The organism is Streptomyces viridochromogenes DSM 40736 (assembly GCF_000158955.1).
GTDB lineage: Bacteria > Actinomycetota > Actinomycetes > Streptomycetales > Streptomycetaceae > Streptomyces > Streptomyces venetus.
Genome location: NZ_GG657757.1, coordinates 5,068,556 through 5,081,024, shown reverse-complemented (window position 1 = coordinate 5,081,024; position 12,469 = coordinate 5,068,556). Strand labels below are relative to the sequence as shown.

At 71.0% G+C, this 12,469-nt stretch carries 12 protein-coding genes; 10 read left to right on the top strand and 2 right to left on the bottom strand.

Annotated features, from left to right (window positions below; translation table 11 throughout):
* The first annotated feature begins 65 nt into the window (after positions 1-65).
* The 9 genes from SSQG_RS22340 to SSQG_RS22300 all read left to right on the top strand — a co-directional run bounded on the left by SSQG_RS22340 (position 66) and on the right by SSQG_RS22300 (position 8,493).
* Positions 66-1,016, top strand: coding sequence for a TauD/TfdA family dioxygenase (locus SSQG_RS22340; protein ID WP_039933397.1), 951 nt, complete (start codon positions 66-68; stop codon positions 1,014-1,016).
* Between the two features lie 55 nt (positions 1,017-1,071).
* A complete protein-coding gene (locus tag SSQG_RS22335) occupies positions 1,072-2,349 on the top strand; it encodes an ATP-grasp domain-containing protein (protein ID WP_003992106.1) in 1,278 nt (425 codons plus the stop codon).
* Positions 2,350-2,378: 29 nt separating this feature from the next.
* Positions 2,379-2,684, top strand: a complete 306-nt coding sequence (locus SSQG_RS42190; RefSeq protein WP_063749170.1) for a hypothetical protein — start codon at positions 2,379-2,381, stop codon at positions 2,682-2,684.
* A gap of 228 nt (positions 2,685-2,912) precedes the next feature.
* A complete protein-coding gene (locus SSQG_RS22325; protein ID WP_003992104.1) occupies positions 2,913-3,098 on the top strand; it encodes a hypothetical protein in 186 nt (61 codons plus the stop codon).
* 55 nt (positions 3,099-3,153) lie between these two features.
* The gene (gene thyX, locus SSQG_RS22320; RefSeq protein ID WP_003992103.1) at positions 3,154-3,918 is read left to right on the top strand and encodes an FAD-dependent thymidylate synthase; all 765 of its coding nucleotides are present in this window, start codon (positions 3,154-3,156) and stop codon (positions 3,916-3,918) included.
* Between the two features lie 22 nt (positions 3,919-3,940).
* A complete protein-coding gene (locus SSQG_RS22315; RefSeq protein ID WP_003992102.1) occupies positions 3,941-4,501 on the top strand; it encodes a TIGR00730 family Rossman fold protein in 561 nt (186 codons plus the stop codon).
* A 55-nt stretch (positions 4,502-4,556) separates the two neighbouring features.
* Positions 4,557-5,606: an isopenicillin N synthase family dioxygenase gene (locus SSQG_RS22310; protein ID WP_052310330.1), complete on the top strand. Its 1,050-nt coding sequence runs from the start codon at positions 4,557-4,559 to the stop codon at positions 5,604-5,606.
* Positions 5,607-5,662: 56 nt separating this feature from the next.
* Positions 5,663-6,898, top strand: a complete 1,236-nt coding sequence (locus tag SSQG_RS22305) for an ATP-grasp domain-containing protein (RefSeq protein ID WP_003992100.1) — start codon at positions 5,663-5,665, stop codon at positions 6,896-6,898.
* A 116-nt stretch (positions 6,899-7,014) separates the two neighbouring features.
* A complete protein-coding gene (locus tag SSQG_RS22300) occupies positions 7,015-8,493 on the top strand; it encodes a uracil-xanthine permease family protein (RefSeq protein ID WP_052310329.1) in 1,479 nt (492 codons plus the stop codon).
* Positions 8,494-8,772: 279 nt separating this feature from the next.
* Here SSQG_RS22300 and SSQG_RS22295 read toward each other — a convergent pair whose 3' ends face one another.
* Complete coding sequence (locus SSQG_RS22295; RefSeq protein ID WP_039933396.1) at positions 8,773-9,642, bottom strand: hypothetical protein; 870 nt, start codon at positions 9,640-9,642, stop codon at positions 8,773-8,775.
* Positions 9,643-9,938: 296 nt separating this feature from the next.
* Positions 9,939-10,901, bottom strand: coding sequence for a helix-turn-helix domain-containing protein (locus SSQG_RS22290; RefSeq protein ID WP_039935339.1), 963 nt, complete (start codon positions 10,899-10,901; stop codon positions 9,939-9,941).
* A 443-nt stretch (positions 10,902-11,344) separates the two neighbouring features.
* Between SSQG_RS22290 and SSQG_RS22285 the strand changes: the two genes are divergently transcribed.
* Positions 11,345-12,469 (top strand): ATP-grasp domain-containing protein, encoded by a 1,125-nt coding sequence (locus SSQG_RS22285; RefSeq protein WP_158681087.1) that lies wholly within the window; start codon positions 11,345-11,347, stop codon positions 12,467-12,469.

Here is a 12,469-nt window from a genome sequence, read left to right as displayed (position 1 = left end):
AGAACCGTCCGCGCCCCACTCGCCCGGCTCGGACAACGGCAGTCGGCGAGCTTCTGGGGGCAGCCGTGAGCGCCGGGCCGGACATCGTGCGGTACGCCCTCGACGACGGCGTGCGGGACGTACTCGCCAAGGAGCTGGACGACCGGCTCGCCGACGCCCACCTCCTCGACCCGGACACCGACGGGGCGATCCTCGCGACCGTCGGGGCGTCGGCGCTGCGCCAGCACCTGCCCTGCGAACTCGTGGCGGAGCTCGGCGGGTTCCGCGCCCGGCAGGGCAGCGTCCTGGTCCTTCAGAACCTCCCCCGGCACGACGCCCCGCCCACCCCGGTCGGCGGTTTCACCCCGGAGGCCGCGCTCGCCCCCGTCAACGCCCTGCACCTGGGCCTGGTGCGGCTGCTGGAGGCGACCCCGTTCGCGGTGCCGTACGAGAACCGCGGCCGGCTGATGCGCAACGTGGTGCCCAATCCGGCCGCCACCGGCACCACCAGTTCGTGGGGGTCCGACGCCGAGTTCTTCTGGCACACGGACAACCCCCACCTGCCGTTCGGCGAACCGGGCCACGACCCCCGCCCGTACGTCCCGCGCCATCTGGCCTTCCTCGCGCTCCGCAACTCCGAGCGCGTCCCGACCGACGTGGTGGGAGTCGACCCCGTGCTCGCCCGCCTCGCGCCGGCCGTGCGCGAGGCGCTGACCCGGCCCGAGTTCGAGATCGGCGCCCCCGCCTCCATCAAACTCGGAGCGCCGCCCCCGGTGCGCGGAGCCGTCCTCGAACACAGCGGCGCCACCGCCCGCCTGCGCTACGACCACGGCACCACCCGGGGTCTGACCGCGCGGGCCGCGGCCGCCCTCGACGAACTCGCCGAGGCCCTGAGCGGGGCGGACGCCGAGCAGTTCGTGCTGCGGCCCGGCGACTTCCTCTTCTTCGACAACTACCGCGTCCTGCACCGGCGCCGGGCCTTCACCCCCGGGCCCAAGGCCGGCGCGCGCTGGCTGCGCCGCTGCTACGCGAGCTGACGAGCCGCCCCGAGTCCCCACCCACCCGCATCCGCGAACCGACGGGAGAACCGAGTTGTCCGGCACGCCCCACGCAAGCACCCTCACCTACCGAGTAGCGGTCGTCGGCGGCCGCCCCGCACCCATCGCCGGCGCCCGCGAGCTGGGCATCGACGTGGTGCTCGTGCACGAGGAAGGCGCCTACGACCCGGCGATCGCCGAGCACTGCGAGCGCATCGTGCACGCCCCGATCGCCGACGGCCCCGCGCTCCTCGACGTCCTGCTGCCACTGCACCGCGAGCGCCCCTTCGACCGCGTCCTGACCACCACCGAGCCCGCCGCCGAGTCCACCGGACACGTCGTCGACGCCCTCGGCCTGCCGGGCGTGGGCGAGGAGACCGCCCGGGCCCTGAAGGACAAGGCGCTGACCCGCGAACTGCTCGCCAAGCACGATCTGAGCCCGGTGCGGTACCGGGTCGTGCGCGACGCCGGCGAGGCGGCCGCCTTCCAGCGGGAGGTGGCCGGGCGGATCGTCCTCAAGCCGGTGGACGGGGTGGCGAGCCTGCACATCCACACCGCCGACGACCCCGGGCAGGCGGAGCGGGCCTGGCAGGACCTGGCCGCGGCCGGGTTCGACGCCCCGATCGCCGAGGAGTACCTGGACGGGCCGGTGGTCAGCGTGGACTCCTTCTCCTACGCGGGCCGGCACGTGCCGATCGGCTACTCCGAGTACCGGATGAACGAGCGGTACGTGGAGTGGGAGGTCAGCACCCCGAGCACGGCGGCCACGCCGCACCTCGGCGAACTGCGCGCCCTGACCGTGCGGTTGCTGGACGCGGTGGGGCTCACCGAAGGCCCCTCGCACAGTGAGTTCGTGCTCACGCCGGACGGGCCCCGGGTGCTGGAGTCGCATGCCCGGCTGGCCGGCAGTGGGGCTCCGGAGCTGGTGCGGCGCGCTTTCGGGGCGGACCTGAACCGCTGGTTCCTGACCGTGCCGCTGGGCATCGACGAGCTGCCCGCCGCCTCCCCGGAGCCGCTCGGCGGCGCCGCCGTGCGGTTCTTCACGCCCGAGCCGGGCCGGGTGCGGTCCGTGCACGTGGACCCCGGCGTGCCCGGCGTCGTGCGCCGGGTCCCGGCGGGCGAGACACCCCTGGTGTTCCTGCCCTACCTCGACGACTTCCGCGCCGAGCGGGCCGCCGCGGTCCTCTCGAAGAGCCCCGGGGACGTGGTGCCCGAGCTGCTCACCGTGGCCGACTGCACCTCCGGCTACGCCATCGCCTCCGCGCCCTCCCGCGAAGAGGCCGTGGAGCACTGCGCGCGGATCGACGCCGCCATCGATTTCCGGACCGAGTGATGCGGTCACCCCTACCGAGGAGATCCGAGTTGAACACGACCCAGAGCACCGTCAGCGCGGCCGCGCTGCTGAAGAGCGCCCGCTCCGCCGTGGAACAGAGCTATTCCTGCGACGACTCGCTGGCACGGGCCGCGCTGCATCTCATCGAATGCGCCACGGACGTCGTGGTGCGCCTGCCCGAGCGTGACCTGGACTCCGCCCGTGACGTGCTGGGCCTGGCCCGGGCCGCCGTGGTCACGGCGACGGTCGCGGTGCGCGAGATCCACGACCGGGAACGCGACGACCAGGCCACTCCGGCCGGCCCGGGAAGGGTGGTCTGCGGACTCGACCGTTAGGCGTTCTCCCCGGTCCGCCCCTCCCCCACCCTGAGCAGCCCCGTCACCGAAGCGCGGTTTTCAGCCGCCGGTGACGGGGCTGTTCCGCATACCGCGGGAGGTACGTGCATTGGATTCTCACCTGCGCACTGCACAAGTGTGACCTTATTGCGGAGGCGGTGCGACCGAAGAATGGACATTGCGAGCGGGGGAGCCGCTCAAATACTGAGACAGAGAAAGAGGAACGAAATGCTCCGCACGATCTCCCTTCACCTGGCCGCCACCCGCACCCGTGGTCTGCGCACCCTGAGCGCCGTCGCCGCCGCCGGTGTCCTCGCCGCCGCCGCGGTCCCCGCGGTCGCCATGACGGCCGGCACTCCCGCCCACACGACCGTCGTGGCGGGTGAGTCGCCCGACGACCACGGCTGGGACTGACCCCGCCGGTCAGCCGGCCATGTGACAACGAGCAGGTCAACGGAGGGAAAAGCAAATGACGATCAGCCCGGCCATCGAGACCGGAACCGACCAGGGGACGCTCTTCGCGCCCGAGATCGAACTGCGCAGCGAGATCACCGTCGAGCTCGTCGACCACACCGCGTCCGACCTCGGCGTCATCAAGGCGGCACGCGTGTCCACGGCCGGTGAGGAGGCGCACCGCGAGGAACGCGGTGACGAATACATGGGCGGCCTCATCCGCTATCTCATGCGCAGCCGCCATGGAAGCCCTTTCGAGCACAACTCCATGACTTTCCTGGTGCACGCGCCGATTTTCACGATCCGGCACATGATGCGGCACCGAATGTGGTCCTTCAACGAGGAAAGCGCTCGTTACAAAGACCTGAAGAACGTGTTTTACGTCCCGGACCGCGAGCGCGCCCTGAAGCAGATCGGCAAGCCCGGCCACTACCAGTACGTACCGGGCGACGAGCAGGACTACGAACTGGTGAGCACGGCCACCAGCGAGGCCTACCGGGCGGCGTTCCGCGAGTACCAGAAGATGCTCGACGCCGGCATCGCCCGTGAACTGGCCCGGGTGGTCCTGCCGGTGGCGACGTACTCCACCGTCTACGCCACCTGCAACGCCCGCTCGCTGATGCACTTCCTGGGGCTGCGCACCAACCGCGCCGACGCCGCCTACGTCTCGCACCCGCAGCGGGAGATCGAGGTCGTGGCGGAGCAGATGGAAGAGGAGTTCGCGCGCCTGATGCCGCTGACGCACGAGGCGTTCGAGAAGTTCGGCCGGGTCAGCCCCTGATCCGGAAGGGGGTATCCCTGCCGTGCGTATCACCGTCTACGCGGGATCGGCGCTGGGCAACCGGCCGGTCTACCGGGAAGCGGCGGCCATGTTCGCCAAGGAAATGGTCGCCGCCGGTCACGAGATCGTCTACGGCGGCGGAGCGGCCGGCCTCATGGGTGTGGTCGCCGACTCCGCCCTGGCCGCAGGCGGGCGGGTCACCGGCGTCATGCCGACCCATCTCGTCGACGCCGAGGTCGCCCACCGCGGCCTGACCGAACTGCATGTCGTCGACACCATGCACCAGCGCAAGCAGCTCATGGCCGACCTGGCGGACGCGTTCATCGCACTGCCGGGCGGAGTGGGCACCGCCGAGGAGATCCTCGAGGTCTGGGCCTGGCTGGTCCTCGGCACGCACAAGAAGCCCGTCACGCTGCTGAACGTCGAGGGCTACTGGGACCGGCTGCTGCGTGTGGCCTGCCGGATGTCCCACAGCGGCTTCCTGCGCGAGCAGGAGCTCGGCACCCTCGCGCCCGTCGCGGACGCCGCCGAGTTCCTCCGGCTCGTGCGGGACTGGGAGCCCCCGCCGCCGCGCTGGGGCTGACCTGCCGCTGTCCCAGCCCACCCCCTCGCCAGGCTCAAGATCGAGAGTAGGAGCGATGTCGCTACTGAATGCTGAGAGCGCGGTCGGTCGGACCGCCGAGGTCACCGTGGTCGAAGGCTACGTCCCGGTGATCGACCTGAGTTCGGCACGGTCGTCCGCCGAAGCGGACCGCCGGCTCGGCGCCGTGATCGACGAGGTGTGCCGCACCAGCGGCTTCCTGGTGATCGTCGGCCACGGCGTGCCGCGGGACGCCATCTCCGACATGTACCGGGCCACCCGTGAGTTCTTCGCGCTGCCGGCCGAGGACAAGGCGAAGCTGCTGGCGGCGCCCGAGGACCCGCTGATGCGCGGCTTCGGCCGCAAGGGCAGCCTCGCCGCGTCCAACCGGGACGCCGAGGTGGAGCACGAACGCAAGCTGCCCGACGTCTCCGAGACCTTCACCATCAACCGGCTCGGCGAGCCGGACGGGGCGGACCGGCTGCCGGCCGACGCCGACCCGGCGCTCGCGACCCCCAACCAGTGGCCCGAGCTGCCCGGCTTCGCCGAGGCCTACCGGGGCTACTACGCGGCCATGGAGACCCTGGCCGGCGACATCATGCGGCTGTTCGCGCTCGCCCTCGACCTGCCCGAGGACTGGTTCGAGGACAAGATCGACCGGCACATGACGAACCTGACCGCGAACTACTACCCGCGGCAGATCGAGCCGCCGGCCCCGGGCCAGCTGCGCAAGGGCGTCCACAGCGACTGGGGCAGCCTGACGATCCTGTACCAGGACGACGGCCCCGGCGGCCTGCAGGTCCAGGACAAGAACGGCGAGTGGCTCGACGTCCCGTACATCGAGGGCTCGTTCGTGGTCAACATCGGCGACCTGATGGCGATCTGGACCAACAACCGCTGGGTGAGCACGGTCCACCGGGTCGTCAACCCGCCCCGGGAACTGGCCGACATGGAGCGATACTCGGTGCCGTTCTTCCACCAGCCGTCCTACGATGCGTTGATCGAGTGCATCCCCACCTGTACCGGGCCGGACAACCCGCCCAGGCACGCATCGGTACGTTCCGGCGACTACATCGTCGGGAAGTTCAGCAGGGCGTACGGCGGTTGACGGTGGAGCCCGCACAACGCCCTGCGGCAGTACCGGCGAGAGCAAGGTGAGATGACGTGGCCAGAGCAGCTCTGCTCCTCGGTGTCGAGACCACGGCGGCGGAATGCGTCGTGCGGGCGGCCGAGCGACTCGATGTGAGCGTGCACGTCGCGACGCACCGGGAGTTGTACGCCCGGCGCCGTCCGCAGACCCGCAGCGAGCTGAGCGGGGTGGTCTTCACGGACTTCAGCTCCGCCGAGCAGGCCGTCGACCAACTCGCCGAGTACTGCGGTCGGCAGGGCATCGAGGCGGTGGCGGTCAGCGGGGCGCAGTTCTCCCCGCTGGCCGCGTCCCTCGCCGGCCGGCTGGGCGCGCCGGGGAACGTGGCCGACCTGGCCGCGGCCACGCGCAACAAGTGGCAGATGGCGCAGGCCCTGCAACGGCACGGCGTGCCCAGCGCCCGCACCGTGGCCCTGGTCTCGCCGGAGGCCGCCGAGCGGCGGCTGGCGGCGGCCGGGCTGGACTACCCCGTCGTGGTCAAGCCCGTGGAGAACACGGGGTCGGTCGGGGTGAGCGTGATGCAGGGTCCCAAGGAGCTCGGGCCTGCCGTCCGCCGGGCGCTGACCCACACCACCGACCCGGTGTACGGCCTCGCCTACGACACGGTCGCGCTCGCCCAGGAGTACCTGGAGGGCCCCGAGTACAGCCTGGTGAGCGTGGTGCACGAGGGCGCCAGCACCCACTCGGTGCTGACCCGGAAGTACACGACGCAGGGCCGGGAGCGGGAGGAGACCGGCTACACCGTGCCGCCGGACCTGGACGAGCTGACGGCGGCCCGGGCGGCCGGCATCGTGCTCCGGGGCCTGCGGGCGCTGGGGCTGCGCAACGGGATCGCGCACACCGACTTCAAGCTGACCCCGGACGGCCCGGTGCTCATCGAGGTCGACGCGGGCCCGCCCGACGGGGCCCTGCTCCAGACGATCCGGCACGCCACCGGCGTCGACCTGGCCGAGGCGTACGTCCAGGCCGTCCTCGGCGAGGAGCCGCGGGTGCGGCCGGTGCGCTCGGGTGCCGCCGCGCTGCGCTTCATCAACACGGCGGCGCACGGCACCTTCCGCGGACTCACCGGTCTCGGTGTGAGCCCGCATCTGGCCGCCGCGCGTTCCTACGTCGATCCGGGCGAGCTGGTCGGCGGCAACGCGGTCACGCACACGCGGGTCGGCCATGTGATCGTCACGGGCGGCACCGCGGCGGAGGCCGACCGGCGGGCCGAGGACGTCATGACGCTGGTCGCCTGCGACGTGGAGGCCTGAGGGGGTCCCGAGCCCACCGGGCTCCCTCGCTCGGCGTACGGCGGCCCACTTCTCTGTATTCGTACACCAGTTCGTGGCCGTCGTCGTGCGGCATCAGCGAGAACCGGAGAAATCCCATGAAGAACACGGAAGTTCCGGCACGAAGAAGGCTCGGGGTGGGATGGCGGCTGCACGGCGACGGCCGGGCGCCCCGTCCCGGAGCGGCCGTGCTGCCGCACGAGCGTCTGTCCTGGCCCCGCACCCTGGGCCTGGGCGCCCAGCACGTGGTGGCGATGTTCGGCGCGACGTTCGTCTTCCCCGTGGTGATGGGGCTCGACCCGAACCTCGCCATCATGATGTCCGGCGTCTCGACCGTGCTGTTCCTGCTCGTGGTGCAGGGCCGGGTGCCCAGCTACCTGGGCACCAGCGCCTCGTTCGTCGGCGGTGTCGCCGCGATCCGCGCGGCGGGCGGCGGCACGGCCGACGTCACCGGCGCGATCCTGGTCGCGGGCCTGGTCCTCGCGGCCGCCGGCCTGCTGATCCACCGCGTCGGACCGGACCTGGTCAACCGGCTGTTCCCGCCGGTCGTGGCGGGCGCGGTGGTGCTGCTGATCGGTCTCAGCCTGGCCCCCGTGGTGGCGGAGATCTACTGGCCGCAGGACCAGTGGACGGCGCTCGCGACCATGTGCGTGGTGATCGCGGCGGGTGTCCTGCTGCGCGGCTTCTGGAGCCGGCTCGCCGTGTTCGTCGGGCTGGTCTTCGGCTACGTCCTGTCCTGGGCCCTGGACCGGGTGGCCGGCCCGATCACCGCACCCGGCCCGGACGGCAAGGTCACCACGCACGCACGCGTGCAGCTGGAGTCCGTCGCCTCCGCCGACTGGTTCGGGCTGCCCACCCTGCACGCCCCGTCGTTCAGCGCCTCCGCGGCGCTGCTCGTGCTGCCCGGCGTGATCGCGCTGATCGCCGAGAACACCGGGCACGTGAAGGCGGTGGGCGAGATGACCGGCGAGAACCTCGACCCGGTGCTCGGCCGCGCCGTGCTCGGCGACGGTCTGGCCACGGCGGTCTCCGCCGCGGTCGGCGGCCCGCCCACGACGACCTACGCGGAGAACATCGGCGTGATGGCGGCGACCCGGGTCTACTCGACCGCCGCGTACTGGGCGGCCGCCGCCGCGGCCCTGGCCTTCGGGCTGTGCCCCAAGTTCGGGGCGCTCGTCGCGGCCACGCCGGGCGGGGTGCTGGGCGGCATCACCGTGGTGCTCTACGGGATGATCGGGCTGCTCGGCGCCAAGATCTGGATCAAGGCGAAGGTCGACTTCTCGGATCCGGTGAACCTGGTGCCCATCGCGGCCGGGTCGGTGCTCGGGATCGGCGGAGTCACCGTCACCCTGGGCGACTTCTCCGTCGGCGGCATCGCGCTGGGCACAGTGGTGACCCTGCTCGGCCACCACCTGCTCGCCGCGGGCCTGCGGTGGGGCACGGAGGAGCGTGCTCCGCAGGCCTCCGTGGAGCAGCAGGCGAGGGAGCAACGGCCGGGGGGCCGGCGGGCGGAGGAGCAACTGACGGGGGAACCGCAGGTGAGGGAAGAGCGGCCGGCCGAGCCCACCGCCGTCTGACCGACCGCACACCACCGCCGACCCACCGCGGACCGCCACCGTCTGACCGACCGCAGACCACCGCCGACCGCCACCGGCCAACCGACCCACCACCGCATGCCAGCGGCCGGACCGGCCAGCACCGACCAGACAACCGAACACCGGCACACCGAACCCGCAGGGCCGCGAGCATCCCCCGCTCGCGGCCCTGCCGCGTTTTCCGCCTCAAGGGGTGTTCACGGACTCCCGCCCGTCCCGAGGCCGGCCGGCGGGCTCACCGCCGCGCGGCCCCGGGTGCGGTCAGAGCTCCGCCATGTCTCCCGCCTCCGCGGCCTCCCGGGCCGCCAGCATGCCCAGCTCGTAGCCCAGCTGGAACCGTGTGTCCGCCTTCAGTTCGGACTTCAGTTTGGCCAGGTGCGTGGCGTAGGCGCGGGTGCTCAGCCCGATCCGCTTGGCGATCGCGGAGTCGCTGTCGCCGTTGATCAGGCAGCGGATGATGGTCTCCCGCAGCACACCGCTGATGTGGCTGGACTCGTTGGGCGTCCGGGAGCCCTCGAACGGCTTCGCCCGCAGCCAGTTCCGCTCGAACACGCCCACCAGGAACCGTACGACGGCGGGCTCCCGGATGATCACGGCCTGGTCGCGTTCGTTGTCGGCGGGGATGAACGCCAGGCTGCGGTCGATGACGATGAGCCGGTCGAACAGCTCGTCCATGGTGCGCACCTGGGCACCGAGGGCGGTCATGTCGGCCACGTACTGGCGGGTCGGGCTGTCGTGCCAGGCCGTGTGCTGGTACAGCGTGCGGACCTCCACACCCCGGCCGAGCAGCTCGGCCGTCTGCATCCGCACCTTCTCCAGCGTGTCCTTGGGCCGCCCGCCGCCGGGCTGCGCGGTGAACAGCTCCTTGGTGGCCTGCTGCACCGACTCGTTGACGATGGCGCTGATCGCGGCCTTGCCCTCGATCCGGACGATGGGTTCACCGTCCTGCGGCCGCGGACCCGTGCGCGACTCGGCGATCAGCGGTTGCAGCAGGTCCGTGAGGTTGCGCGCCTCGTCCAGCATGGTGAGGGCGGTGGACCGCAACAGGGCACCGAGCCGGGCCTCCACGACCCCGGGGTCGACGACGCTCAGCCGGTCGGGCGTGGCGGTGTCCTGACTGACCATGCCCATCGCCAGGAGCTCGCCGAGCGTGCCCTCGTCGAGGTCGCAATCATCCCGACGAATCGTTTCGCTATTGCCTCGTGACTGGCCCTGCCATTCCTTCCGCAGTAGCTCGACATACGTCGAGCGCGCTTTCGTGCTGGGTATCGGGACCCCAGACTTCGCTGGACTCATCGCCAACTCCCCCGCAGTGAGGTCGGTCAGTCGCAAACCCGCTGGAGTGTAGCCTTTCCCACCTGTCCGCGCGCGGACAATCGCAGAGCGTAATGTCCAGGCAATATTCCTGCGGACGCGCCGCTTTTGTGTCACTCCGGTTCAGGAAGAGTCCCGTCCGCGGGTTCCGGTTCCCCGGCTTCGTCCTCCAGCGGCAGGCCCAGTCGCCAGGCCCGGTAGCCGGCCTGGAACCTGCTCTCCGCGCGGAGTTCACCGGTGATGTCCCGCAGATGCCGGCGCAGGGTGCGCGGGGCCATGCCGAGGCGCCGGGCGATCACGTCGTCCTTGAGCCCGGCCGCCATCAGCCGCAGGATGGCCAGCCTCAGATCGTCGGCGGCCAGCCGGTCCTGGGCGCTCTCGTCCTGCTCGGTGAGCCGCCCGGCGATCACCTCGTCGAGGTCGAAGGGCCGGCCCGACCGCCACAGCGTCTCGAACATCCGGTACAGGAACCCCACCACGGTCGGGTCGGTGACGATCGACGCGCCCTGGGGGCGCCCCTCGACGCGCGACTGGGGTACGAACGCGGTCTCCCGGTCGAAGATGATCACCCGGTCGAACACCTCGGCGGTGGTGCGGATCCGCGCGCCTGCCGCCGACACGGCCCGCACATACGTCTGCGTCGCGAGGCTCGCCCGGGCCGTGTGCTGGTACAGCGTGCGCACCCGCACCCCCCGCTCCAGCATCGCGACACTCTCCTCGACGATCCCGTGCAGCGTGTTCGGGTTGCGGCCGCCGCCGGGCTGGATGCTGACCATCTCCTCGGTGCACATCCGGGTCATCGCCGACAGCTCCCGCCGCACGTCGGCGGCGCTGTCCACCTGCCGGAGCCGCTCGGCCCGGCGCTCGCTACGGGAGTGCTCGGCGTAGAGCGCGGCCACCGGGCGGAGCCGGGCGTGCAGCCGGCTCAACTCCAGTTGCCGTTCCCGTATCTCGCGCTCCAGCGGAGCCCGGGCGGTGACCTCCGCGACCGTGGGGTCCACCGGCGTCCACACCTCGTCCTCGCCGGCCCGGTGCACCAGGCCGAGCCGGGACAGGTCGTCGAGGGCTATGCTCAACTCCCTCTCGGCGAGACCGAGTTCCGCGGCAGCCCGGCCGGGATCGCGAAGCGCGCCATGGCGCAGGGTCCACTCGTAGAGAAGAAGCGAGCCCGGTCGGAGCGCGCCTTCCGGTTCCCGCTGCTGTGCTCCCGAACGCTCCATCGTCGGCTTCCTCTTCCGGTCAGGCCACCTTGGGCCACCGATTATCTCTCTGTTCGGCGCGGGAACGCTGCCAGACTTCTCGTATCGCGCTGCACGAATCGGTATGGCTGTGTGGCTATGGCTCCCCGAAAGGGTGACGAATGCGCCGAATCGCTTTTCTGCGATCCATCGAGATTCAGCAGACCAAGCCTTATCTCAAAAGCCTTGAGGCGAGGCTCGAACGGGAGGGAATCGAAGCAAGACTCTTTTATACGGACGGCGATTGCGGACCGGACGACTTCCCGGGCACGGCACAGAAGGTGCCCGCGGACATCACCCCTGCGGAACTTGCCAAGAAGGTCATCGACTGGTCCGCCGACGGAGTCGTCTCGTTGTCCATCGCGGACGAGAACGCCCTGCGTGACGCGGTGGTGAAACGGATCCTCGAACCCGTCGGCATTCCCATGGTCGGCCACAGTCTGGCGGCCGTGCACGTCGGCTCCAACAAGTGGGAGTCGAAGGGCCTGTTGAAGGAGTACCGGTTCGACATACCCGGCGGCGTCCTCGTCGACAGCGATGTGCTGGCCGGCCGTGGACTGCTTATCCCCGCCTATGTCGAATCCATTCTGATGCAGGCGTCAGATCTCGGTTATCCGTTGATCAGCAAGCCGCTGTGGGACTGCATGGGCGCCGGCATGGTGGCGATATCGGGCGAGAGTGAACTCCACGAGCATCTGTCCCGGCCGCACGACGGCAATTTCATTCTTGAACAGTGCGTCTCCGGTGAGATCTGCTCCGTGGAAGTCGTGGGCGCCCGCGGCACCTACGTGGTGCAGCCCAAGGTGTGGCAGGGCCCCGCCGAGGCGGGACCGGTGTTCAACTTCGGCCGGCTGCGCTACGCGGCCCCGCGCCCCGAGCACGACGCGGCGTTCGCACCGGTGGCCGAGAAACTCCAGGCGCTGTGCCGCGGGCTGGAGTTGGAGGGCGCCATCGGGATCGACATGATCTACGAGGACGGGCGCTACCAGATCCTGGAGATCAACCCGCGGGTCACCGGCACGACCACGCCGTGCATCGCCGCCTCGGGTTTCAACACCTACGACTGTCTGCTGTCGATCCTGGACGGCAGCTGGCCCGCGCCCGAGGTGCCGGCGGTGGCTCCGGTGCGCCAGGTGTGCCTGCAGTTCCCGATCCACGACCCGACACCGGAGTTCGTCCGGGACGCCACGCGAGAACTGGACGTCGTGCGCACCCAGACGCTCACCATCGACGGCGCGCGGCATCCCAACATCATCATCACCTGCGCGCTGGACGACCGGCCCGGACTTCCCGCGAAGCTGGCCTCGTTGTGGGAGCGGCACCGGTTCACCGACGAGGCGTTCCTGCCGCAGATCGCGCGGGCCGTCGGAGCCGACGTACCCGACCTGAGGGAACCGGTTCAGTGA